Raw genomic sequence first — 26,071 nt, 5'->3', positions numbered from 1 at the left:
TTGAATAAACTAGCTGGGGTAAAGTGTAGATGGCCGTGTCAACCGAGATTCCTTACCTGCTGCGGGCCGCTCGTGGTGAAGTATTAGACCGCCCGCCCGTATGGATGATGCGGCAGGCGGGGCGCTACATGAAGGTTTATCGCGACTTGCGGGATAAGTATCCTTCATTTCGCGATCGCTCTGAGAAAGCAGATCTGGCAATTGAGATCTCCCTTCAACCCTGGAGGGCTTTTCAGCCTGACGGGGTTATCTTATTTTCCGATATTCTAACTCCGCTCCCTGGAATCGGCATTCCATTCGATATCATTGAAAGTCGAGGGCCGGTTATCGATCCGCCTATCCGCAGCCTGGAGCAGATTGACAAGCTGCATCCCCTAGATCCGGCAAGTTCTTTGCCGTTTATTCGGGAAATTTTGCAGACGTTGCGCCAAGAAGTTGGCAACCGTTCTACCGTCTTGGGTTTTGTGGGTGCGCCTTGGACGCTGGCGGCATATGCAATTGAGGGTAAAAGCTCGAAAGACTATACCATCATTAAGAGCATGGCTTTTTGCGAACCTGCGACGCTGCATAAGTTTTTGGGCAAATTGGCGGAATCGATCGCAACCTACGTGCGCTACCAAATTGATTGCGGTGCCCAAGTTGTCCAAATGTTCGACTCTTGGGCTGGTCAACTCAGTCCTCAAGATTACGAAACTTTTGCTTTACCATATCAACAGCAAGTTGTCAAGGCAGTGAGGGCAACTCATCCCGATACACCGCTGATTCTGTATATTAACGGCAGCGCCGGAATACTGGAGCGGATGGCACAATCGGGAGTTGATATCGTCAGTGTGGACTGGACAGTGGATATGGCAGAGGCGCGACAGCGGCTAGGCCAAAAAGTGGGAGTTCAAGGAAACATGGACCCCTGTGCATTGTTTGGTTCAAAAGAATTCATACGCGATCGCATTTTAGACACCGTTCGCAAAGCAGGCGATCGCGGACATATTATGAATTTAGGTCACGGTGTTTTACCCGCTACCCCGGAAGAAAACGTGGCCTTCTTCTTTGAAACTGCTAAACAGATCAAGTCAGGGGTTAGCGGGTAATGGATAAATGATGAATTATGAATGCTGGATGATGAATTGCCTATCTAAGCATTTCAAAATTCAGGATTCATAATTCAGAATTGATAATAAACAATTAAACTTTATGACCCCCAAGCGGATTTTGGTGACTGGTGCAAGTGGTTGCATTGGTCACTACATTACAGAAGCATTAATTCAAGATACAGAATACGATTTGTACCTGCTTGTCAGAAATCCAGACAAGCTGAAAATTGACTACGAGGCTCGTCCTGGCATCACCATCTTGCATGAAGATATGCGAGACATCGACCGAATAGGTGACTTGCTCAAGACGATGAACGGAGCTGTTTTGACAGCAGCCGCTTGGGGTGGCAAAGATGCGTTTGATATTAACGTTGTCAAAACGATTCAATTGCTGAACCTGCTGGACAAAAGAACGTGCGAGCAGGTCATTTATTTTTCAACAGCTAGCATACTCGACAAGAACAACCAAACACTCAAAGCCGCAGGTCAACTTGGGACAGACTATATTCGTTCCAAGTACGATTGTTTGGGGAGATTATCGAGACTAGCGATCGCCCCCCGAATTACTACTCTCTTTCCTACCTTGGTACTGGGAGGAGATGATACCAAACCCTACTCCCATCTCTCCTCTGGGTTGCCCGCAGTGGCAAAATGGATTGACCTGATTAAATATTTTAAAGCAGACGGCAGCTTCCACTTTATTCACGGACGCGATATTGCTCAAGTAGTGCGGTATTTGCTACAAAATCCCCCTGCACCCGACGAATCAAGGAATTTAGTTCTAGGAAATCAGCCAATAACAGCTAACCAGGCTGTAGAAGAAGTTTGCGCTTATTTGGATAAATCGATTCAGTTTCGCATACCGCTGTCTATGGGGCTGGCTAATTTATTTATCGTCTTGTTCCGAATTCAGATGGCAGCTTGGGATAGGTTCTGCCTGGACTATAGGCATTTTACTTACAAAGACACCGTTAATCCCGGTACATTTGGACTTCCTACCTACTGTGCCACAATGAGCGATGTTTTGAAAGTTAGTGGTGTTTCCAGATAACTGTTGCAGATATTTGTACGCTAGAGCCGACACTGAGAATTTTGCTATAGCAATCCTATGCGCCCGTTGTGATATATCAGAACTTAAGATACCCGACTTCTTAGAGAAGTCGGGTATCTCGCCTTCATTATAAAAAAACACCTTAAAAAAGGTGTTTTTAATAGTGCCTTAAAAATAGCTTCAGGATTTGATTTTGCAGTCAACTACTAGGTGTTATAGTGACGCGGTGTGCGGGCACCGATAGACGAGCCGATCAGCGATGCTGCTAAACCCAATAGGGAACCGATTGCAAACGACCAACCAACCTTAGCTGCATTACCAGCAAGTTCGCGAGCTTGTTGAGCGCTCACGTTTACATCGGGAGCGCTGTTTGGTAGATTCGCCCCACCCTGTTGTACTTGATTTATGACTTCCCCAGCATTTGCTGCAACCACTCCAAATGCACCAGATACGCCGTTAGCTAATAACCAAGAACTTAATGCTAAAGTAGTAGCCCACAAAATTGCTCCATTAAGCATAGCTGTGTTGCGGTTGAGGGGGCCGCTGCTGCGCGATGCTACCCAACTACCAATCAATAATGAAAGAAACAAAGAAATAATAGACCATATTCCAACGGCTTCACCAACATTACCTGCATTCGATCTTGGTGCGCCTGAACCTGCAATATTACTAGCAGCAATTGCTGCTCCGATAGCACTCAAAACGAGTTGAGATGCTAGAGCAGTCATAATACCTGCAATAATCGGCCCCCACCTTACACGGTCATGGTAATCAACAACTTGAGGCGCCACAACTGGATCGACAAGTACGTTTTCTCCTGGCCGATTAGAGTATGCCATAGCTAACTACCTCTCTTCCTTTGTATTAATTTTTTTGTTAATATTCGTCCTTAAGCAATACTTTACGGTGCTATTGAACTTGCCATATCTGCCACTAGGAATAACTCCTACCTCTATCGTTGGAAATATATCAAGTAAAAATTATTAAGTTGAGTTGTTACTTTTTGCTAGTTTGGATTAAATTAACCATAGTTAGAAAATAAACATATCTATAAGTTACTTAAGCGAGCATCGGGTAGGTTGTATATATCGTGGCTCATTTTAGCTGTATCAATCGCGATCGCACATTGGCTGGAAATAAAGCAATTCTGCCAATTTGAACATTACACTCTCTAAAATTGCTCAAATCGCACATTAAAAACTTATTAAGAGTCGCTAGGTTAGGAGATTTATGCGGATAATTTAGACTGCAAGACGATACCTCCTAACTGCGTTCTCAGCCCCCCTCACTTTTACAGAATTGTGATGTGGGGGTTGGGCTTCTATTGTCGCTAGGCTGGGTGAAAATCAGGAGTCAGCAACTACAGCATTTACAAGCGAGTCAACACTTGCATCTGATAAATCCGCTAGGCGCATAACCCGTTCCACATTGGAATAGCACTTGTCCATTGACTGAGTGTAAGTCGGATCGTAATGGCACTGTAGCAAGTCGCCCACAAAACTTTCCCACTTACCAGCATCGATCAGATTATTCCAATAATTGATTTTTTGCCCCCCATGCTTGGCTTTGAGCTGCTGTAGCTTGGCTTTCAATACTTCCGGGTGAGTTATCAAGTGGGGATATTCTTGCAAAAGAAATTCGACTCTGGCTTTTAGAGGTAACTGGATCTCTACACAACTTGCCTGTTTCATCTGCTCCCAAAGCGACTGGGGTAGATACACCCGCCCAATTTTGTTGCTTTCTGCTTCTACCCAAACTGGCTGAGTGGGATTTAAAGTTTGAAGTTGCTTTAGTAATAGAGATTCAAAATACTTTTGCGATGGCTGGGGTGACTTCCATTCTTCACCCAGTAGGGAACCGCGATGGTTAGCCAAACCTTCTAAATCCAGCACTTGGACACCCCGCTCCGCCATTTGTCGGAGCATGTGAGTTTTGCCGCTTCCAGTTAAACCGCATAATACGCGGTAGGTAAACTTTTCTGGCACGTGTTGCAAGACATCGCGCACATAAGCTCGGTAGGTTTTGTAGCCACCTTGGAGTAGGGTGACTCGCCAGCCAATTTCACTCAACACCATTGCCATGCTATTGGAACGCTGCCCGCCGCGCCAGCAGTAAACTAAGGGATGATAATTTTTGTCAATGCTGGCGAAGTGGGTGGTGAGATGCTTGCTAATATTTGCAGCTACTAGGGATGCTCCTACCTTGCGGGCGGTGAAGGGACAGACTTGTTTATAGATGGTGCCGACTTTGGCACGTTCCTCGTCATCCAAGACGGGTAAATTGATAGCGCCCGGAATACGATCTTCGGCAAACTCTGACGGAGAGCGAACATCGATAATTTCGCTATATGTTTCTCCAAAAGGCATTTGGGTATAGATAAGCGATCGCACCATAATTACAAATTAGTCGCCAGTGGCGCACAACAACGAACAATTAACTATGAACAATAAACAACTACCGCCAGGCAGCATAGGTCTGCCAGTTGTTGGCGAAACGCTAGCATTCCTCCTCGACCCCCAGTTTATCCAGAAGCGCTACAAGCAGTATGGTTCTATCTTCAAAACCAAGATAATTGGCAGACCTACTGTATTTATGATTGGCCCAGAAGCCGTCGAATTTGTCCTTTCGAGCCATTTTGACCATTTTTCCTGGCGTGAAGGCTGGCCAGACACTTTTAAGCTGCTGCTGGGAGAATCGCTTTTTGTCCAAGATGGTGAAGAACATCGGCGCAATCGGCGTTTGATGATGCCAGCTTTTCATAGTTCGGCACTGGCACGCTACTTCACCACGATGGATGCAATAACGCAAGGCTATCTCCAAAAGTGGGAACAGAAACGAGAGTTTATCTGGTTCGACGAATACAAACAGCTAACATTTGATATTGCCAGCGAACTGTTATTAGGCACGAAGCCAGGTGCGGACTCAGTTCGATTGAGCCAACTGTTTGACACCTTGACACATGGTTTGTTTGCCCTCAATACCTGGACGTTACCCGGTAGTAAATTTGGACGTGCGATCGCTGCCCGCAATCAATTGCTAGAGCATCTCGCCTCTGTTGTGCGCCAGCGCCAGCAACACCCCACCGACGACGCCCTTAGTCTCTTAGTGCAAGCACGAGATGAAGAGGGAAACGGCATGACATTACAAGAACTTACTGCACAGTCGATGCTGTTGCTGTTCGCCGGACATGAAACAACAACATCCATGCTCACCTGGTTTTGTCTAGAGTTAGGGCGTCACCCAGAAGTCTTGCAACGCGCTAGGGAAGAACAGTTGCATCTGGCAAGCTCGGGAGCGCTAAGTTTAGAACAAATTGGGCAAATGCCCTACTTAGACCAGATATTCTGCGAAATCGAACGCTGCCATCAACCTGTAAACGGTGGATTCCGGGGAGTCGTCAAGCCGTTTGAGTTTAATGGCTTTTACGTGCCTGCTGGGTGGCAGTTGCTCTATTCTATTTTGGGAACTCACCAACTAGAAGAAATCTACCCGCAGCCAGAACAATTTGACCCAGACCGATTTGGCCCGCAACGACAGGAACAAAAACCAAAACATTTCAGTCTAATAGCCTTTGGGGGCGGCCCGCGCATTTGTTTGGGGATCGCGTTTGCGAAGCTGGAGATGAAAATTGTTGCTGCCCACTTATTGCGCGACTATCAGTGGGAAATAACTGCCCGACAAAGGCTTGAACCAGTACTAATTCCAACGCGGCGCCCGAAGGATGGGCTGCGCGTTTGCTTTACAAGGTTTGAGAAGAATTAAGCAATTATTAAGAGCGCCAGAAAAAGAGAGAGAATGAGATAGAGAAGCTGAGAAATAGCGCATATCGCCGCTAGCATTGCAACCAGCTAATTATTAATGATTAAACCACATCTGAATGGGCATCAAGTAGTAAAAATCTCTACAAAGCTCCAATCTCCTCTGTTCGACGCCTACTCGGAGATGGAGTTCGGGGATATTGCTCGCATGGCAGCCCATATTTGCCAGACTCCACTTGCGCTGCTATGGCTGAGCGATGGTACCAGACAATGGTTTACATCCCTGGTGGGCGATTATCTCCCGCCGGAACTGTCTTTTATTGAAACTTTGTTAGCGAGTCATCCTCAATCGTCTGATTTGTTAATTGTCCCGGATACACACCAGGACATATGTTTTAGCGCAACTTCGCACTTTATATCTAGCCCCTATATCCGCTTTTATGCAAGTGCTACCTTAATGACTCAGGTAGGCCATCCGACCGGAGCTTTATGCGTAATGGACTTAGTACCGCGTGAATTGAGCTACGAGCAAAGCTCATCATTGCGAACTTTAGCACGACAGGTGCGGACGCTTCTGGACTTGCGAAATCAATTTAATCAGATGGAGCGTAGGCTCCGGGATTGCCAGCAAGCGGAGCAGGATCTAGAGCATTTATTCGCTCTGTCGCTGGATATGCTTTGCACTGCTGGAATGGATGGGTACTTCAAGCGGCTGAACCCCCAGTGGGAAAAAATCTTGGGCTATACCAACGATGAATTGTTGGCTAGACCGTTTATCGAATTTGTGCATCCAGACGACCGTGAAATAACAGAGGCAGAAATCGAAAAACTGACTCTTGGTGGCGAGACACTTTCTTTTGAAAATCGCTACCGCTGCAAAGACGGCTCCTATAAATGGCTGTTGTGGAACGCCACACCTCTGAAGGGACAGCAGTTGATTTACGCAACGGCGAAGGATATTAGCGAAAGCCTGTGGCATACTACTCAACGCAAGGAAGCAGAGGAAGCGCTGCGAAAAAGCCAGGAACGCTATCGCTCGGTTGTTGCGGCGATGGAAGAAGGTGTTGTACTGCAAGACGCTAAAGGCACTATCCAAGCTTGCAATACTGCTGCGGAGCGCATTTTGGGGCTAACAGCAGATCAAATTATAGGACGAACATCGATAGATCCGCAGTGGCGTGCGATTTATCCTGATGGCTCTCCCTTTCCTGGCGAGATACATCCAGCAATGGTGACGTTGCGAACCGGGAAGCCTTGTGCGAATGTGTTGATGGGCATCTACAAACCGGACGGTATTGTTACTTGGATTGCGATTAATTCACAACCCTTGTTTTCCCCAGGGGAAACAAAGCCATACGCTGCTGTGACTTCGTTTAGCGACATTACAGAACCTAAGTATGCAGAGGAAAGGCTGCGCCTGTTAGAGTCGTGCGTAGAAAATGCCAACGATGCGATCGTTATTACTGAAGCTAGTCCAATCAATGAGCCGGACGGCCCTAAGATTGTCTATGCTAATAAAGCTTTTACTCGCATGACAGGTTATAGCTTAGAAGAGATTATTGGCAGGACACCGCGCTTTCTGCAAAGCTCTAATACGCAACGTTCTGAACTAGAGAAAATACGTCAAGCAATATCACGATGCGAGCCAGTCAGAGCGGAACTGATCAACCAGCACAAAGATGGTTATGAATTTTGCGTGGATCTGAACATCGTACCCATTGCAGACGCTAGGGGTTGCTATACTCATTTTCTTGCCGTGCAGCGCGATATTACCAGCCGCAAGCAGGCAGAACAAGAAGTAAGAGCTTATGCCCGTGCGAGTGCAGTTGTGGCTGAATTGGGTCAGCAGGCATTGGCGGGGATAGAGCTAGCGACGCTGATGGAGCGAGCGGTCACTCTTGTGGCTCAGACTCTTGGGGTGAAATATTGTCAAATTTTGGAACTGATGCCAGGTGGCAGCACTTTATTATTACGTGCAGGTGTGGGCTGGCAGGAAGGGCTTGTCGGGTCTGCGGTCGTAGGTGCTAATGGGCGATCGCAGGCAGGCTATACTTTGCTTGTTGGCGAACCAGTCATTGTCGAAGACCTCCGCATAGAAACCCGCTTTGCTGGAACGCCGCTGCTGCACAATCACAGAATAGTTAGCGGCATGAGCGTGATCGTTCACGGGTCTACTCAGCCTTTTGGTGTTTTGAGCGCCCACACATCCAAACACCGACGCTTTACCTCTGATGAGGTTAACTTTATGCAAGCCGTTGCTAACGTGCTGGCGACAGCAATTGAGCGCAAGCAAGCAGAAGTTGCTCTGCGGGAATCGGAAGAACGCTATGAACTTGCAGTGCGCGGTAGTAATGAGGGGTTGTGGGATTGGAATATAAAAGCCGACACGATTTATTTATCCCCGCGCTGGAAAGCCATGCTCGGTCACAAAGATAACGAAATTGGCGATAGCCCGGATGAGTGGTTTAACCGGGTGCATCCAGAAGACTTTGAACGAGTCAGCGCAGCTATTACGGCGCATCTAGATGGGCTGACTCAACATTTTGAGAAAGAGTATCGCATGTTGCATCGAGACGGAACCTACCGCTGGATGCTGTGTCGGGGGCTGGCGGTGAGGGAAAAAAATGGAGTTGCATACCGCATGGCTGGGTCGCAGACGGATATTAGCGATCGCAAGATAGCTGAGGAACAATTGTTTTATGATGCCTTCCACGATCCGCTAACAGGTCTGCCGAATCGCTCGTTATTTATGGATCGGCTGTCCATTGCGATCGCGCGGCTGCGTCGCCAACCAGAATATCAGTTTGCGGTCTTGTTTTTAGATCTGGATCGGTTCAAGATCGTCAATGACAGTTTGGGGCACGTAGTCGGCGACCAATTACTAAGCGCGATCGCGCGACGATTGGAAGTATGTCTGCGATCTGGCGATACTGTCGCACGACTTGGGGGCGATGAATTCGTCATTTTGCTTGATGAGATTAACGATGTTAGCGATGCAACGGAAATTGCCGACCGCATCCAACAGGAACTGAGGTCGTCTTTTAATCTCGACGGCCACCAAGTTGTCGTTACGGCTAGCATTGGTATTACCTTGGGTGGAATTAGCCATAGCGATCGCTGCTACTGGCCGGGAAATCTTTTGAGGGATGCTGACATCGCTTTGTATCAAGCTAAAGCAATGGGTAAAGCACGTTACCAGGTGTTTAACGCCCCCATGCACGCCCATGCTGTCGCCCGCTTGGAGTTAGAAAATGACTTGCGACTGGCGCTTGAGGAGACCCAGCACTTAGCAACAGGCGATCGCCAACATTCAAAACACGGGGCTAAAAAGCCATACTTCCTACTTTACTATCAACCAATTGTTGCCTTAACGAGCGGTCAGATTACTGGGTTTGAGGCGCTGGTGCGTTTGTTGCATCCCACTCGTGGCATGGTTTCCCCAGTAGAGTTTATTCCTGTCGCTGAAGAAACTGGTTTAATTATCCCTCTGGGAGCCTGGGTGCTGCGCGAAGCTTGCCTGCAAATGCGTATATGGCAGATGCAATTTCCCCATCAGAAATTGACGATTAGCGTTAATCTTTCTGGCAAACAGTTTTCCCAGCCAGACTTAACGCAGCGAATTGAGCAAATACTCTGCGAGACTGGGCTGGACGGGGGCAGTCTCAAGCTGGAAATTACAGAAAGTATTGTAATGGAAAATGCGAGTGCTGCAAAAGCTATGCTTCAAGAACTGAAAGCACTGGATATTCATTTAAGTATTGATGATTTTGGGACGGGTTATTCTTCTTTAAGTTATCTGCACAGTTTTCCCATAGATACATTGAAGATTGACCGTTCTTTTGTCAGCCGTATGGGTGCAAACGGCGAAAATTCCGAGATCGTACAGGCGATTATAAACTTAGCTCATAGTTTAGGTATGGATGCGATCGCTGAAGGGATAGAAACTCAAACTCAGTTAGCCTTACTCGAAGGGTTGCAATGCGAACACGGACAGGGCTACTTTTTTTCTAAACCTGTAGATGCGATCGCTGCTGGTGCTTTACTTGCTGCTGGAGAGTAGCAGTGATATTTTGTTAGGGGGAAACGAGAGGAAATTTTTGTGGTGCAAATGATGCTTTCCTCTAAAGTGTATGAACATAATACGTGTGGCTAGCGATCGCGCGAAGTAAAATTAATTACGCGATCGCTAATCTTGTCTTGTAATATTGTTGCGCGATCGCAACCTTGATTTTTAAGGAATATTGCCATGAATCCGCCTTATCCAATGCCTCAAAAATGGTTAAATTTTTTCGTTATTATTATTTTAATCCTTGGCATATTTTTCCGTTTTGCTAGCCTCAATCAAAAAGTTTACTGGGAAGATGAAACATATACTTCATTATGGCTAGCTGGTTATGACGATAAAATAACAACCGAGTTAGCCTACAACAACCAGCAAATTACTATTGATGATTTACATAAATATCAACAAATTAAATTTGATAAAAATATAAACGATACATTAAATATTCTCAAAAAGAGGTCTGAACATCCACCTATTTATTATGTATTAGCAAGATTTTGGGCGCAGTGCTTTGGCAGTTCTGTAACAGCCATGCGAAGTTTCCCTGCTTTAATTAGCTTATTTATATTTCCTTGCATTTACTGGCTATGTTTAGAATTATTTGAATCCTCAACAGTAGGCTGGCTGGCAATGGCGTTAGTTGCTGTATCGCCTTTTTTTGTCAGATATGCTCAGGAAGTGCGCCAGTACAGTCTATGGGCAGTAATGATATTGCTATCAAGCACGTTATTGTTACGGGCTATACGCATTAAAACAAAACTTGCATGGATTGCTTATGCGGCAATTATGGCGTTAAGTTTTTATTCCCATTTATTTTCTATTTTAGTTTTAACGAGTCATGGAATTTATCTCATTATCCTTCAACGCTTCCGCTTAAATAAAACTCTTATTGCTTATTCGCTAGCCTCTATTTTTGCGGTTTTAAGCTTTACTCCTTGGGTATGGTTTATTCTTAGGAACCGGGCATTTGATGTTATGGAGTGGATAAAATTACCATTGCCTTTTTTATCTTTGCTAAAAAAATGGAGTCTCAACCTATGCCATTTATTTATATCTTGGAATTATGAATATGATAATTTATTAATTTATTTGAGCCTACCAGTATTAATTTTGGTAATTTATTCAATTTATTTTTTATGCCGTCATACTGAAGAACGAGTTTGGTTATTTATTTTCACCTTAATAGGAGTAACGGCATTAGCATTTGTACTGCCAGATTTAATTTCCGGAGGACGACGCTCAACGGTAGATAGGTATTTTACGCCATGTTATTTAGGTCTTGAAATTGCTGTTGCTTATCTTCTAGCTAGTCAAATTAGCTCTCTAAACATTAGCTTGCAACGGGTTAAATTATGGCAACTTGCCACTAGCTTGCTAATTTCTGCGGGCGTTTTATCTTGTGCGATAGATTCACAAGCACAGACGTGGTGGGGGAAAGATAAATTTATTGTCGATATGTCTCGCGTCATCAACCAAGCTTCATCCCCAATTATAATTTCCGATGCTCGTTTAGGCCAAGTAATGCCTTTAAGCTATCGCCTCGATCCTAAAGTCCGGCTGCTGTTGTTTGTGCAGCCAAATGTACCTAAGATACCTGATGGTTATAGCGATGTATTTTTATTTAATCCTTCTAAAAAGTTTATTGCCGATCTTCAGCAAGAGCAGAATATTAAAATAGATTCTATTTACCAGACGGATATATCGCTTTGGAGACTGAAAAAAATATAATTTTATATTGGCGATCGCGCTAAAGAAGCTCAAGTATAAAGAACCTAGTTAGAGCTAAAGGATTCGCGCCATAAATACATTTTAAAACTTGTTCAGACAAACACCTCCGGTAGTATGCATATTAAATGCGATCGCTATTACAATGCTGGTGAATTGGAATTTCAATCACAAACTCAGCTCCTGCTTTAGGACTAGAAATACAACTCAGAGTACCTTTGTGTTTTTCAGTGATAATTTGATGGCTAATTGACATTCCCAGACCTGTACCTTTGCCGACAGGCTTTGTAGTGAAAAAAGGATCGAACAACCGCTGCTGGACATTTTTTGGCATACCAGGGCCATTATCTGCAATGCGAATAGTAACGCGATTAGTACCTAGCACTTCAGTGCGAATCCAAATGGTGGGAGCTGAGTGAATCTCAGAATTTGAGCCATTTTTAATCTCTAATTCCCGCTTCTTATTTTTTTCCTTTTCCTCCAAAGCATCGATCGCATTTGTCAAAACATTCATGAACACCTGATTAAGCTGTCCTGCATAGCATTCAATCCGAGGTAAATTCTTGTACTCTTTAATAATTGTAATTTCTGGATGATCGGGTTTTGCTTTCAAGCGATTATGCAAAATCATCAGCGTACTATCAATTCCTTCGTGAATATTCACTTCTTTAACTTCGGATTCATCTAAACGAGAGAAAGTTCGTAGCGACTGAACAATCTCACGAATGCGTTCCGTTCCCACTTGCATGGATGTGAATATTTTGGGTAAATCTTCTTGCAGAAACTCTAAATCAATTTCTTTTATAAAGTCTTCAATTTTGCGATTAGGGTGAGAATACTCAGTTTGATAAAGTTCCACTAACTTACACAAATCTTGGACGTATTGATTGGCGTGTAAAACATTACCATGAATAAAGTTTACAGGATTATTAATTTCATGTGCTACACCCGCCACCAGTTGTCCAAGGCTAGACATTTTCTCAGTTTGGATTAATTGAGCCTGAGTTTGTTGTAAATGTATAAGTGTTTCGCCTAATTGTTGGTTCTTTTCCTGCAATTCCTGGGTTCGTGCATCGACTCTTTGCTCTAAGGTACGGCTGTACTCCTCCAATTCCTCTTTCGAGCGCTGCAAGTAATCTGTCATCTGGTTAAACGTCTTAGCCAAAATACCAATTTCATCTCGCGATTCTATGCTAGCTCTGGCATCAAGATCGCCTTCTATGATGCGATTAGTTACGGTTGTGAGGCGATTGATTGAATTGGCAATTTGTCGCCGCAGGAGTAGAGTTAGGCTGATACTCACCCCCAAGGCAATTAGTCCTCCTAAAAGGGTTTGCCACTCACCTGTCGCTAATCCTTGACTTCCAGCTTGTAACTCAGACGTAAGTGCATGTTGCTGACTTGCCACAATTTCATTTAGCAGGCTCAGCATTTTTTCAGTTAAAGGTTCCGTTTCTTGGCGAAACAAAAATAAATCTTCTCGATAATGTTCGCCTTCCACAATTTCAAACATGCGCTGAGGCAATGGCTGAAATTGCTGATACGATTGTGCAATTTTGTCTAGACGAGCTTGCTGGCTTGCGCTTAGGGCATTTCGTCTGCTATTTAAAGCCTTCCAAGCAGCTTGGTTTGTTTTGAAATAGCTCGCATAGTCAAATCGAAATTCTGGATCTTGCGTCACCAGATAGCCGCGCAATTGCGAAATCATAAGTGCAAACGAGCTTTTAAATTCGACTACATCTTTAAGGAGTAAGGTGTTGGTATTTGAGGGCGATCGCTCTTCTTGTTCGTCCAAGATGCGATCGGTTTCGACCAAGATGGTGGAAATGAGAAACTCCCCGTCTTTGTCTAACATTCGCAACGCTGGTTGATTATCAAGTAAGTTGTTGTGGAGGGCAAATAGCCGATCGGGGAGCGCAGCCCATAGTTTATAAGTTTGCTGGAGTTCCCTCAGACGACGTTGATTGTCCGAAGATGGCTGTTGCTGGAGAATATTTGTTAGTTCAGCCAGCCTTGCTTCAAAGGTTTGCCGGGACTGCTGATAGCGATCGCGAAACACAGATTCTCCAGATACCAAATAACCCCGCATATCAGACACCATCTTCAGCAAGTTAGTTTGAGCATCGGCGGAGATAAGAGCAGCGGGCATCCTTACTTGTCGCGTTCTATTAATGGTAATAGTTGCCTGAACGCTACTCAGATAACTGCGTCCAATAACCAGAAATGTAAGAACAACCAGTATGCCAAAACCCAGATTCAGTTTGCCGCTGATCTTTAAATTGCGAAAGCGAACGTCCAGCATTGAGAGAATGCTTCTTCCTTGCTTGCCTAATCGCTTTAAACCACCATCATTAAACTGCGGGAGTCGTAGCATATAAAAATTTCACTAATAAAAAGTTAAACCCAATCTTATTTTTCTTGGATAAACGCAAAGCTGGCAAAACTTAGCTCGTTAATGCGATTCCAACTATATACTTGGGTGCGAAATGTTTTCCAATGCTCGTAGATGGCTTTGAACGTTGCATCTTTACTGGCAGTTTCTTCATATAGTTCAAACGCCGCTTTTTGAGCAGATCGTAAAATTTCCTCGCTGAAGGGCAGCAACTTTGTTCCCTTTAGCGCCAATCGTTCCAGCGCTTCACCATTAACAGCATTATATTGAGCTTGCATAGTCAGATTAGCTTCTACAGCTGCGCTTTGAAAAATTGCTTGATACTCTTTGGGCAGCCTATCCCAAGCCGCTTGATTCACCTGAATTTCATACATCGTTCCTGGCTCCCACCAGCCCGGATAGTAATAGTAGGGTGCGACCCGATCCAATCCTAGTTTTTCATCTTCGTAGGGACCAACCCACTCTGCGGCTTGAATTTTTCCAGATTCCAATGCCTTGAAGATTTCCGTTCCTTGCATTGCTTGCACATCTACACCCAGGCGCTTCATAAGTTCTCCACCCAAACCGGGAATCCGCATCTTTAGACCTTCTAGGTCAGCAACAGAATTAACTTTACGAGTGAACCAACCGCCCATTTGTGCGCCTGTATTGCCTGCGGGAAATTGGATGACACCGTACTGCGCGTAAACTTTTTGGAGCGCTTCTAACCCACCACCGTAATACAACCAAGCATTTTGTTGTTGGGCATTCAATCCAAACGGAACAGCCGTCGAAAGCCCAAATGCGAAATTTTTATTGACGTAGTGATAACCAGCCGTGAAGCCACACTCAACGGTTTTAGCGGATACAACATCGAGAATTTCTAGCGCCGAGGCAATCTCTCCGGCTTCGTAGGGCGTAATGGTGAACCGCCCATTGGTAGCATGACCAACTCGTTGGCAAAAACGATCGATCGCCCCAAAGACGACGTTGAGGGACTTGTTCCAACCCGTTGCCATACGCCATTGAATAATTGGCTGGCTAGGACTCGCGATCGGAGATGAAGTGTTAGGGGCAGTTTTGCTGCAAGCTGCTAGTGCTGCTGCGCTAGTTGTTGCGATCGCCGCATAATTAAGCAAATTCCGACGTTTCATAAATAACCTCGTTTAGCTTTCTGCATTAAAGGCAAAGTTGGCAAAACCCAGCTCATTCACCCGATTCCACTGGTAAACCGTCTATAGGCGCTGAGTTATTAATTATTTGCAATTTTAAATAACCAAAAATATATACTAATTTTAGTTAATAATTTTCCAGTAAGAAAAGTACTTTAAGTATTTTATTACAAAACTCCGCGCTACCAACTTATTCGCTAACAAACACTAATTTTTAAACCTTTGCCACAAGTCCATCAATAACAAATAATCTGTCAAACCTCACTTATTTTGTCAGCTCGATAACAATGTGTTAACGACGATAAATAATCTGTTAAACCACAAGCCGAACGAATGGGCGATACAGGATTTAAACCTGTTACCACTTCTGTACGAATGAGCAGCTCAAACACCTAAAAATTACCACGATCCTCGCTTAATTTAAAGAGACATCGCTGCGATCGCCTGCTGCTGACAGCGTTCCAGATAAATTTGAGCAACTTTATCCCAAGGGGTAATCTCCAAACACCGTTGAAACAGTTGTGCTGCTTCTGTGAAAGAATGCATATAGTAATGAAACACAGCCTGCTCGAAAGTTGCTTTTGTAGCTAATTTACTCTCTCGAACTTCTGGTGGATCGGCATCAAATATCTCAAATACTGACACCATTTCTGATTTCCCCTTAACTTTGACGCGATCGATGAGGCGCAACCCATACTCGTCGCAACGCTGCAAACAGCTAAAAGTATTATGAGAAATTAACAACGACACCCCGTAATATTTCGTCAGCCCTTCTAGGCGAGAAGCTAAATTAACAGCATCGCTAATCACCGTACCATCCATGCGGTTGCGCCCCCCTACAGTTCCCAACATCAAAGAACCCGTGTTGATGCCGATGCCGATCTGAATCGGTGGACTTTCTGGTGTATTTCTTGTTGTATTGTATTCGGCAAGTCGGTGCAAAATATCTATTCCGGCTTTAACTGCATCATCAGCACTGCCGCCAAACAGCGCCATAATTGCATCGCCAATATATTTATCAATAAAGCCATTATTTTCACGAATAACAGGCTCCATGTGACTGAGGTAAGCATTTATGAATTTGAAATTCTCTTCTGGAGTCATTTTTTCCGATAGCGTCGTGAAATCGCGAATATCCGTAAAGAGAATCGACATATCTAGCTGTACGTGGTCGCCTAATTGGACATCAAGAATGCTTTCTTTCTCTAACAACTGGAGAAATTTACGCGGCACAAAACGTTCGTTTGCCTTATTGATTTGATAGAGCTGATTGGTAAATTTTTGCCTTTCTTCTTCTGCCAGTTTGCGTTCGGTGATGTTCTCAACGAAGCCTTGATAGTAGAGCAGTACGCCATTATCATCGCAGACAGTACGGGCATTCTCGCTAATCCAGATAATGCTGCGATCTTTGCGATAGACCTGAGATTCAAACCCAGATATAGCACCATACTGCTCCATTAATGACAGGAACTCGCTGCGGCGTTGCAGATCGACGTAAAGTTGATGCTGAATGTTAGTGAGAGTTGCCATCAACTCTTCGGCTGAATCGTAGCCGTAAATCTGTGCCAATGCTGGATTGGCGCTCAAATAACCTCCGTCGGGCGTGGTCTGAAATATGCCTTCAAGGGCATTTTCAAAGATACTGCGATACTTCTCTTCAGCTTGTATTAGTGCCTGTTGAGCCTGTTTGCGTTCGGTAATGTCTTGAAAAGCCGCGATCGCGTAAGTAATTTGCCCAGACTCATCGTAAATGGGGGTTCCCCAAACTTCTATGGGGATAATCTTGCCCCCTCGGCGGATCTCCATATCATCCACAGAAGTGCGCTCCCCCTTCAACGCACGCACGATAGGCATCTGTTCTACAGGGTAAAAGCGATCGCTACCCGCGATATAGAATTGGTAAACTTCTGCCAATTGCTCGATGGTAGCTGACGGCACGACTCCTTTACCCAGTAACTCTTTTGACCTCTGATTAAAAAAGTAGGGTTTGCCCGTCCCATCAATGGCTACTACTGCCAACGACGCAGCATCTAAGAATTGAGCCAGCTTCCTCTCACTTGCTTTAACCGCTTCCTCTGCCTGGATTTGCAACTCCATCGTCAAGGCATCGTAGTGTTCGTTAGTAGCCTCCAGGACGATTTCCAGATCGGTATTTTCCTGCTGCAATTGGGCGCGATGATAACCTGCGATCGCAACTATAGACCCAATCAAAGCCAGCGATGGGGAAACTACAGGTATCCACCAACCTCCCAAAAAGGCTAAATAGCTGCAAGTAAAAATAGCGCCTCCTGCTAAGACAATGCAAATGCTATGGATTGCCCAACTGGGAAGCAGGCTCTTTTTCAACAGTGCCCGTAGCAACATCCAACGCACTGAGGCACCTGCAAACGACCAGCTGAAAATCCACAGCCATTCAATTGGTTTAGGCAAACTCTTAATTAAAGGTTGCCCCTCTAGAGCAGCACTTAAAATCTGGCTGGCTAAATTTGCATGAATGACTACACCAGGCATTCGTTTGGGACTGGTAATGCTGCTACTGTAGGGAGTAAAAAACAAGTCGTTAGAACTCTGCCCAATAGCACCGATCAAGACGATGCGTCCTGCGAAAGCAGAGCCGGAGGCATCGCCTATCAAGTTCGGATCGATGCGGTTCTCTAGAACTTCTGTCATTGATACAGTATGGAAGTTTTTTTGCGTCCCGCGATAGTCCAACAAAATCTGGTATCCACCCGTATTAGCACGGACATAACCTGCTTCATTCCCCGTAAACGGCTTGATTACAGCTCGACCCAAGCGATAATGCTTCTTGGCGGCATCGCTCACCTCGAGGGTAACGCCTTTACTTTCCAGATACATCAACGCCAGCTTCGCTCCTAAGCTTTCTCTGGTCTGGCGCTTGTCATTTTTAATCGTCAACAAACCTCTACGCACCTTGCCATCGGGATCTAGCACCAAGTCTGCCGCCGCAACTTGGCCGAGCTGATTTAAGGTGGGGGGTGGTGCAACCATCTCTCCACCTACTTTTTCAATGCCAATCAAGTTGGGGGTGGACTTAAACACCTCCACTAATGTCTGATAGCCGGGTTCGACGGGTAGATTTCGATAAAGATCTAGACCGATTGCTACAGGCTGCTGTACTTTAATTTTCTGGAGCAATTTAGCCAAAACAGCATCAGAAACTTGCCCTTGCTTAATGTTCGCAAGATCTGATTCTCCAATAGTGACAATAACAATACGCGGGTCAGGTGGCTCTTCGGGACGCAGCCGAAAAAATTGGTCGTGGACTGGCCATTCTAGAACCTGAAGCAATCCAAGGGAAGTAGCTCCAATAGCTAATCCTGCTACACTTGGGGCGGTAATTAGTACCCCTCGCCATTCTAAAATTCGCCGCCTGAGCTTTCGCCACATATATCCTTGGCAACTAGAAATCAACCGTCGAGCGCTAACGCTTATTCTTACAAGCGGTTAGCTATCAGCTACCGGACACTGGCACCCCGATATAATTTTTAATGGTACTTAGCGCTAGGGTAATAGTGGCTGGGTTGCGATCGCTTCTAGTCCAACCGATGTTAACAGGTTTTTCCAGGTGGCAGCTATAGTTGCATCACTCAGGTAGCGATCGCCATGCTATTCCATTAGACAATTTGTTTTCAACATATAACAGTCTTAAATAATTCGTGAAGGCGAGATACCCGACTTCTTTAAGAAGTCGGGTATCTGAACCTCTGACATTTTACATATTTTAAATCGCCTTCATACGCTTAAGCGTTAGGGCGATAAAACTTCCCGCCCCTACAGAATTGAGAATCGCTATAATATTTTTTAAATACATCAACTACCAAGTTTATTATTCAATAATTTTAGTAATTAAAGGAGTTTTGACCGCTCAAACTGCTTTGCTTTAGCCGGAAAGCGCCTTGTCTTGCAAATGCGAGGATAGGGAATCAAAACTTTTCATAATACAGCGATTTCTCCCCTTGTCTTTAGCTTCATATAGTGCCTTGTCAGCCAGAGCAATTAAAGCTGAAGGGTCAAGTTTATGTTGGGGAACCAAGCTAGCAACACCCGAACTTAAAGTAACATATTCACTAACACTAGAGTGAAGGCGAGCAATTTTAAGACTTTGCACCCCATCCCGGATAGCTTCCGCTACTTGTAAAGCTCCTTCAGTATGAGTATTAGGCAGAACGACAGCAAATTCTTCCCCTCCATAACGAGCCACTAAATCTGCCGGACGCTTAACAGCCCTTCTAATTGCTTTAGCTACTTGCTGCAAACAAAAATCTCCCGCTAAATGACCATAAGTGTCGTTATAGCTCTTGAAATAATCAATATCGCATAAAATCATCGATAAGGGTAATTGCTCTCGTGCCAGTCGCCGCCATTCTTTATTTAAATACTCATTAAAGTGACGGCGATTGGGGACTCCGGTCAATTCATCTAAGGTGGCGAGACGCTCTAGCTCAATGTTGGCTTTAACAAGAGCGGCTTCTGCTTTTTTGCGCTGGATGAGCGAACCTAATTGAGTAGCAACAGCATTGACTAGCTCAATTAATCTTTCTTCTGGTTTTCGTTGTTCTGTTTTAAAGAAAACTAAAACAGCCAGCACTTGGTCATCGAGAACTAGGGGAACGCCTAAAGCAGTTTTGAGTCCTGCTTCTAAGGCAATATCAGAACGTAAAAAAAGTTGGTTTTGCTCAAGCGAAACATTTTCTATCCACTCAGGTTTCTGCGACATCCAAACTCGCCCTGGTAGCCCCGTATGGGGAGTAAATGTCAACTTTTCGCTATAATATCGAAATTCCTGGAGACTTTCAGTTGTGGCATACCACCCGCAACTGCATTCTAAAAATCCATCATCATTAGGAATCCAGGCTTCTCCAAAATTCCAACTAATAGTTTCACATACTTGCTGGAGGGTAACTTCTAAGGCTGAGTCCAAGTCGGAAGATTTACTAATTGCTTGCGTTATTTGTAAGAGAAGATTAGTTTCAGCCTCAGCTCGCTGACGTTCTTGGATTTGTTGTTGCAAAACTGCATTTTGTGTGGCAAGCTGATTATATAGGTGTCGGATGGTTAGTTGGTTTTTTACCCTCGCTAAAACTTCTGCTTCTTGGAAGGGTTTGCTAATGTAATCTACAGCACCGACTTCAAAACCTTTTACCTTATCAAATATGTCGTCGAGAGCGCTAATAAAAATTACTGGAACATCCGATGTCTGGGGATTAGCTTTTAGTAACGAGCAGACTTGATAGCCATCCATATCTGGCATTAAAATATCGAGTAAAATTAAATCGGGAGGAGCGGCTTCAACTACCTTCAAAGCTAGCTTTCCGTTAATTACTTTCCTGACTCGATACCCGCTTTCACCGAGCATGGTGGATAGAACTCGCAGGTTGTCTGGAGTATCATCAACAAGAAGAATGTCTGGGGAATAAGCAGATGTTTGATGGCTACTCATTTATAAATGATTGAGTTAAATCAAAGAGCAGATCTAGACGAAAGTTATTAACTAATTCTTTAAGAGCGTAAGCCAAAGAAGCTTCGGGGGAGGGAATTTGTTCGATTAGCTTTAAGATTTCCTCGTCGTTGGCGCATAAGACGGCTTGATGTAGCTGCGCTATCCATTCCGTTGGCATCACGCTAATATCCTCGGGTATCAGTTGTCTAGGTATTGTAGCTGGCTGAGACAAAGGGGGGTAATTTTCTTCTTCAAAGAGATAGCGTACCCCCAAGTGTTGAGCCATTTTGTCAAATAGCACTGACTCGCGGAAAGGCTTAGAAATGAAGTCGTCGCAGCCTGCTGACAATATATTGACTCTTTCTTCTTCAAAAGCGCTGGCAGTAAGGGCAATAATAACAGTCTTGGCGATCGCGCCTTGGGTAGAAGAGTTTTCAAGGCTATTTATTTCCAAGTCCCCACTCGCTAATTGCCTTTCCCTAGCTTTAATTTGCCTGGTCGCTTCATAACCGTCCATGACAGGCATCTTTATATCCATCCATATGAGATCTGGTCTCCAGCTTGACCACAAAGCGATCGCTTCGATGCCGTTAGCTGCCTCCCGCACTTGGAATCCTAACGGTTCAAGCAGCTTCATCATTAGCTGGCGATTCTCTTGTACATCCTCAACAACTAAAATGCGATAAGTAGGTTGGTTCGGATCTAGTCCAATTATATTTTTGTTGGTAGATAAAGCCTTTTTATCAACAGTGCTAACCTTACTCACCAGCAAGTCAAATATAAAAATCGTTCCTTTACCCACTTGGCTGCTGACTAAAATATCTCCCCCCATCAACCGCACAAATTGTCGGCTTATAGGTAAACCTAATCCCGTTCCTTGCATTGATTTGCGGCCAGTCTCAGTTTGTACGAAGGGGTCAAACAAGGTGCCCATCTCATCAGGTGCGATGCCAGGGCCAGTGTCTTCAACTTCAAAGGCGATTAAGAACTGATAATCTTTTTGGTTTACTTTGTAACCTTTTTCGCGTGCAAGTTTCACTCGCAAAATAACGCTACCTTTTTGAGTGAATTTGATAGCATTTCCTAACAAATTTATTAAGACTTGGCGCAATTTATTTTCGTCATTTTGCACGTATTGGGGAACGTTTTCCCCGCGTTCAAATATGAGCTGTAAGCCTTGGGAGATAGCTTTGAACCGCAGCATCTTTTCTAGGTCGTCGAGTAGCTGATACAAGTCAAAACGATTTTCATGGAGAGTGGCTTGACCCGCTTCTATTTTGGCCATTGACAGAACATCATTAATCAGACTTAGCAAATGTTCGCCACTGCGATTGATGATTTTTAGCTGTTCTTTGTGGTCAGCGGAAAGAGAATGGCTGCGAACCATCACTTGGCTAAAACCTAGAATGGCATTGAGGGGGGTACGCAGTTCGTGGCTCATGTTAGACAGGAAGCGGCTTTTTGCAATGGATGCGGCTTGGGCTGCTTGGAGTGCCTGTTGCAGGGCTGCTTCTGCAAGTTTGCGATCGCTCACATCTATCGCGTGACCTATGGCTCGAATTGCTTGTCCGTCTGCATCTCGTGCTATCGTCCCATAATCTGACAGGTAAACATAGTGACCGTCTCGGTGGCGAAGTCGGTACTCAAGCACGTAATAATTTTGAATTGGAGTAGTAAATGCTTCGGATAGCTGTTGGGAAACTTTCGGTAAATCTTCTGGGTGGACGTGTTTGTTCCACCAATCAACTTTAGCTTCGGCTTCTTCGGGGCGGTATCCAACCAGTTCAAACAGTCCCTGCGTCCTTAGAACGATATTTTGTTTGAGATCCCAGTCGTAGATAAATCCTTTAACTGCCGATGCTGCTAAGTGAAAACGTTCGTTGCTTTCTTGCAGCGCTTGCTCAATTTGCTTGCGATCGCTGATGTCGAAGGCTAAACCTTGAAGCACTTGCGCCTGTCCATCGCTGGAAACTACTAACTTGGCTCGATCTCTTATCCAGATGGTTTTGCCATTGCGGGTAATCATCCGATATTCTGCGATTAACGGTTCTCCTGTAGAGATCGTGGTGTTTACGGCTTGCAAAACGCGATCGCGATCTTCTGGATGAACGTAATCAACCCAACTATTAAAGAAGCCAGGAGACCATTCTTCTAGAGGAATCTCTAATAGTTGTTGCAGTTGGGGGCTAATATAAGCTTGCTCGGTAGTTGCTCCAGTAGGCGATATGTAAACTACTCCGGGAATTTGTTCGACTAATGTACGGTACTTATACTCGGCTTGCTTCAGGTTTTCTTCTGCAAGTTTGCGATCGCTAATTTCTACCAGTACCATCCCAATCCCAATGGGCTGATTGCTTTGCGCCTGAATGGGAAAGTAAGAAGCTAACCAGGTTCGATTGACACCTGGTAATTTTGGCGTTTCTCCATTAATTTCAACGTACAGGACGGCTTCTCCAGTCGCCAAAACTCGTTGGAAGATCTTCTCCTGCTTAAGTGCTAAGTCAGGTACGATTTCCCACGGTGTTTTACCTATATGTTCTGCTGCGGAAATACCATTGATTTCTGCAAGGCTTTCGTTGATCAGGGTGAAGCGCAGTTGACTGTCAAGAACGCACATACCCACCGGGGCACTTGTGATGAAGGCATCTAAAAGTTCTTGCTTTTGAGCAAGTTCTAGTTCTAGTGCTTTGCGTTCGGTGATGTCTCGTCCTTCAGCGATCAGTAACTTCACCTGCCCACATTCATCTCGCATCGGACGCAGGGAAAAGTCAATAGTGGCGACGCGATCTCCTTTCCCCAAAACATCCACTTCATAGCGGATAAATTTTCCTTTGGCAGCAAGATCGACTCCGGCTTCTAATTGCTCCTGAGTTGCTTTTGAAATCGTCCAGCATCGCGCTTCCCAAAATGGCTTTCCAATCGCCTGTTCGCGAGTCATACCGGCGAATTCAAGGGCAGTCTCGTTGGCTTCCAAGAGAATCCCATCGCGCTGGAGCAATTCAACGAATTGAAATGTTTGGTTAAAGATAGCACGGAATTTTTCTTCGCTTTCTTTGAGTGCCGATTCTGCAATTTTGCGAGCGGTAATATTTTGAATCTGCCCAATAAAATAGAGCGGATTCTCCTGGGAATCTCGCACTAAAGATGTACTCAGGCTACTCCAAATAATATGCCCATCTTTATGTAAGTAACGCTTCTCTAGGTCGTAAGTAGAAATTTTTCCTGCTAGTAATTGCTGCACATAATCAAGGTCAGATTCGAGATCGTCCGGGTAAGTAATTCCCTGAAATGTGAGGGATAGCAATTCCGTTTCTGAATAACCTAACATTTGACAAAATGAACGATTAGCTGCTACTAATTGTCCCTCCGGAGCAACTAGAGCCATGCCAATTGCTGCTGTTTCAAATGCATTTTTAAATAATGCCTGACTTTGCCGTAATTGAGCTTCTGTCTCCCGGCGTCTGCCAACCTCTCGTTTTAAGCGAGCATTGCTTCGGGCTAGTTTAGCGGTGCGCTCTTGTACCTGGCTTTCTAGAGTGCGGTTGTAGTCGGCTAGCAGCTGTTCTGCTTGCTTGCGCTCGGTGATATCGACGAGCAAGCCGTCCCAGATAATATCCCCATTGGGTTGTTTTTCTGGGCGGGAGTTGCCCTGCATCCATTTCCAGCGACCCGAAGGCAAGCTAATTCGACCTTCCCAGTGCCAAGGCTGCAAGTCTCTAGCAGAAATTAGGATGCTTTCATCTAAGGAAGGTAGGTCATCCGGATGCACGGCATCCCAGGCAATATTAGAATTGTGTACGATCGCTTCTGGTTCGTATCCATAGATTTCGCGAATGCCGGAACTCATGTATGTAAACTCATGGGTGCCGTCTTGATAGCGAATATATCGGTAAATTACACCAGGTACATTTTCCGCAAGGTGGCGAAATTTAGCTTCACTTTCCCGCAGTGCGGCTTCTGCTTGTTTGCGCTTCAAGTTCGCTAAGTGCTGTAATTTCAGACTGCGATAACCGATGAGTGACACGGTGGAGCCAGTCATTGCTACTAGCGGGGAAACTACTGGCAGCCACCAACTTGCTAAAAACGCTAGGTAACTGCCTCCGGTCAGAATTCCTCCACTTAGGCAAATGCTAACTCCATAGACGAGCCACCTACACCAAGCATTTCTTCTGAAGGGTTTGATGCCAAGTAAAGTCCAACTCACCCCACCGCCAATAAAAGACCAAAGCAAAATCCACAAAGCCTCAACTGCTTCAGGCAAAACATGGATTAAAGGACGACCTTCTAAAGCAGCGCTCAAAATTTGACTGGTTAAGTTGGCATGTATGACTACGCCAGGGGAGCGTTTGGGAGTTGAATATAGACTGCTACTGTAAGGCGTCAAAGTTTGGTCATTGAAGCTAGCGCCGATCGTACCAATCAATACAATACGCTCGCGTAGAAGATTGGGCGGGATGCGGTTCTCCAGAACATCTGTCAGCGATACGCTGTAGAAATTTTCTAGCGTTCCCCGGTAGTTCAACAAAATCTGATATCCACCGGAATTGGCACGAACGTAAGGGCCTTTATTTCCTGTAAATGGGGCAAATACAGCTTTACCTAATCGCAACTGATTTTTCTTCGCATCAACGCTCTGGAGGGTAATTCCTTCTTTCTCCAGATACATTAAAGCCAGCTTTGCTCCTAAGCTCAAATGAGTTTTACCGTCTGATGTTTTTACAGATAGCAAACCTCGACGCACTTTGCCATCTGCATCTAACACCAGATCTGCTAACGCTATTTGGTTCACACGATTCAATGTTGGTGGCGGCGCAACTGTATTTCCCGCCAGTTTTTCGACACCAATTAGATTAGGCGTAGATTCAAAGACTTTAACGAGCGCTGGATGGCCGGGGGGGACTGGTAAATCTCGGAAAATATCCAACCCAATCGCTCTAGGTTGTTGGGCTTGGACGGTTGCGATCGCTTTAGCTAAGAGAGCGTCCGAAATAGGCCATTGCCCTAATTTTTTGACATCTGATTCATTAACAGTAATAAGTATAATACGTGGATCTATTGGTTCGCGAGGTCGCCAGCGAAAAAATTGATCCAATATAGCCCAATCTAATATTTGGAAGAAGCCTAAAGAACCTATAGCAATGGCTGTGAAGGCTACGGTAGGAGGTGTAATCAGTAGGCCACGCCATCGAAAAATTTGCTTTTTAAATTTTTGCACCATTAACTCTTCGCACCAAACATGGCACTAAGATTAGGGTAAAGGGTAACGCGGAATTTATTTTACATAACGCTAATGGGTAAAGCGTTTATGATTTTGGGGATGGGTTGATGCTTAAATTTCATTAAACAGCATCCGACTCAAGTCCATAGCGTAGTTATAAG

The 26,071-nt window shown here is 44.9% G+C and carries 12 protein-coding genes; 5 read left to right on the top strand and 7 right to left on the bottom strand.

Annotated elements, in window-relative coordinates; translation table 11 throughout:
• The first annotated feature begins 29 nt into the window (after positions 1-29).
• Positions 30-1,088, top strand: a complete 1,059-nt coding sequence (gene hemE / locus H6F77_RS02290; RefSeq protein WP_190484952.1) for a uroporphyrinogen decarboxylase — start codon at positions 30-32, stop codon at positions 1,086-1,088.
• Positions 1,089-1,191: 103 nt separating this feature from the next.
• On the top strand, positions 1,192-2,142 hold the full coding sequence (locus tag H6F77_RS02285; protein WP_190484951.1) for an NAD-dependent epimerase/dehydratase family protein: 951 nt from the start codon (positions 1,192-1,194) through the stop codon (positions 2,140-2,142).
• 206 nt (positions 2,143-2,348) lie between these two features.
• On the opposite strand, the gene H6F77_RS02280 is transcribed toward H6F77_RS02285, so the two are convergent.
• Together H6F77_RS02280 and mnmH are read right to left on the bottom strand one after the other, a co-directional pair.
• Entirely contained in the window at positions 2,349-2,981 is a 633-nt protein-coding gene (locus H6F77_RS02280) for a hypothetical protein (RefSeq protein WP_190484949.1), read from the bottom strand.
• A 507-nt stretch (positions 2,982-3,488) separates the two neighbouring features.
• On the bottom strand, positions 3,489-4,535 hold the full coding sequence (gene mnmH / locus H6F77_RS02275; RefSeq protein ID WP_190484947.1) for a tRNA 2-selenouridine(34) synthase MnmH: 1,047 nt from the start codon (positions 4,533-4,535) through the stop codon (positions 3,489-3,491).
• A 46-nt stretch (positions 4,536-4,581) separates the two neighbouring features.
• On the opposite strand from mnmH, the gene H6F77_RS02270 reads away from it, so the two are divergent.
• The 3 genes from H6F77_RS02270 (at position 4,582) to H6F77_RS02260 (ending at position 11,691) form a co-directional block, all read left to right on the top strand.
• Positions 4,582-5,904 (top strand): cytochrome P450, encoded by a 1,323-nt coding sequence (locus tag H6F77_RS02270; RefSeq protein ID WP_190484945.1) that lies wholly within the window; start codon positions 4,582-4,584, stop codon positions 5,902-5,904.
• Positions 5,905-6,000: 96 nt separating this feature from the next.
• Positions 6,001-9,960, top strand: a complete 3,960-nt coding sequence (locus H6F77_RS02265; RefSeq protein ID WP_190484943.1) for an EAL domain-containing protein — start codon at positions 6,001-6,003, stop codon at positions 9,958-9,960.
• 186 nt (positions 9,961-10,146) lie between these two features.
• Positions 10,147-11,691: a glycosyltransferase family 39 protein gene (locus H6F77_RS02260; RefSeq protein WP_190484941.1), complete on the top strand. Its 1,545-nt coding sequence runs from the start codon at positions 10,147-10,149 to the stop codon at positions 11,689-11,691.
• Between the two features lie 121 nt (positions 11,692-11,812).
• On the opposite strand, the gene H6F77_RS02255 is transcribed toward H6F77_RS02260, so the two are convergent.
• The 5 genes from H6F77_RS02255 to H6F77_RS27335 all read right to left on the bottom strand — a co-directional run bounded on the left by H6F77_RS02255 (position 11,813) and on the right by H6F77_RS27335 (position 25,910).
• Positions 11,813-14,062, bottom strand: coding sequence for an ATP-binding protein (locus H6F77_RS02255; protein ID WP_190484939.1), 2,250 nt, complete (start codon positions 14,060-14,062; stop codon positions 11,813-11,815).
• Positions 14,063-14,097: 35 nt separating this feature from the next.
• The gene (locus tag H6F77_RS02250; protein ID WP_190484936.1) at positions 14,098-15,213 is read right to left on the bottom strand and encodes a TRAP transporter substrate-binding protein; all 1,116 of its coding nucleotides are present in this window, start codon (positions 15,211-15,213) and stop codon (positions 14,098-14,100) included.
• A 438-nt stretch (positions 15,214-15,651) separates the two neighbouring features.
• The gene (locus H6F77_RS02245) at positions 15,652-18,639 is read right to left on the bottom strand and encodes a CHASE2 domain-containing protein (RefSeq protein WP_190484934.1); all 2,988 of its coding nucleotides are present in this window, start codon (positions 18,637-18,639) and stop codon (positions 15,652-15,654) included.
• 493 nt (positions 18,640-19,132) lie between these two features.
• Entirely contained in the window at positions 19,133-20,692 is a 1,560-nt protein-coding gene (locus H6F77_RS02235) for a diguanylate cyclase domain-containing protein (RefSeq protein ID WP_190484933.1), read from the bottom strand.
• Positions 20,685-25,910, bottom strand: a complete 5,226-nt coding sequence (locus H6F77_RS27335) for a PAS domain S-box protein (RefSeq protein ID WP_199321139.1) — start codon at positions 25,908-25,910, stop codon at positions 20,685-20,687. The genes H6F77_RS02235 and H6F77_RS27335 overlap by 8 nt, the downstream gene beginning before the upstream one ends.
• Positions 25,911-26,071: the final 161 nt, after the last annotated feature.

The sequence above is a fragment of the Microcoleus sp. FACHB-831 genome, assembly GCF_014695585.1.
Classification (GTDB): domain Bacteria; phylum Cyanobacteriota; class Cyanobacteriia; order Cyanobacteriales; family FACHB-T130; genus FACHB-831.
Note: the sequence above shows the minus strand (reverse complement) of the source record. Positions and strands in the feature narration are given on the sequence as shown.

What these genes read in the sequence shown, in the direction of transcription:
- H6F77_RS02265 (WP_190484943.1), top strand. Translation starts at nt 6,001, where the DNA reads ATGATTAAACCACATCTGAATGGGCATCAAGTAGTAAAAATCTCTACA.
- mnmH (WP_190484947.1), bottom strand. Translation starts at nt 4,535, where the DNA reads ATGGTGCGATCGCTTATCTATACCCAAATGCCTTTTGGAGAAACATAT.
- H6F77_RS02255 (WP_190484939.1), bottom strand. Translation starts at nt 14,062, where the DNA reads ATGCTACGACTCCCGCAGTTTAATGATGGTGGTTTAAAGCGATTAGGC.
- hemE (WP_190484952.1), top strand. Translation starts at nt 30, where the DNA reads ATGGCCGTGTCAACCGAGATTCCTTACCTGCTGCGGGCCGCTCGTGGT.
- H6F77_RS02270 (WP_190484945.1), top strand. Translation starts at nt 4,582, where the DNA reads ATGAACAATAAACAACTACCGCCAGGCAGCATAGGTCTGCCAGTTGTT.
- H6F77_RS27335 (WP_199321139.1), bottom strand. Translation starts at nt 25,910, where the DNA reads ATGGTGCAAAAATTTAAAAAGCAAATTTTTCGATGGCGTGGCCTACTG.
- H6F77_RS02260 (WP_190484941.1), top strand. Translation starts at nt 10,147, where the DNA reads ATGAATCCGCCTTATCCAATGCCTCAAAAATGGTTAAATTTTTTCGTT.
- H6F77_RS02235 (WP_190484933.1), bottom strand. Translation starts at nt 20,692, where the DNA reads ATGAGTAGCCATCAAACATCTGCTTATTCCCCAGACATTCTTCTTGTT.
- H6F77_RS02280 (WP_190484949.1), bottom strand. Translation starts at nt 2,981, where the DNA reads ATGGCATACTCTAATCGGCCAGGAGAAAACGTACTTGTCGATCCAGTT.
- H6F77_RS02250 (WP_190484936.1), bottom strand. Translation starts at nt 15,213, where the DNA reads ATGAAACGTCGGAATTTGCTTAATTATGCGGCGATCGCAACAACTAGC.
- H6F77_RS02245 (WP_190484934.1), bottom strand. Translation starts at nt 18,639, where the DNA reads ATGTGGCGAAAGCTCAGGCGGCGAATTTTAGAATGGCGAGGGGTACTA.
- H6F77_RS02285 (WP_190484951.1), top strand. Translation starts at nt 1,192, where the DNA reads ATGACCCCCAAGCGGATTTTGGTGACTGGTGCAAGTGGTTGCATTGGT.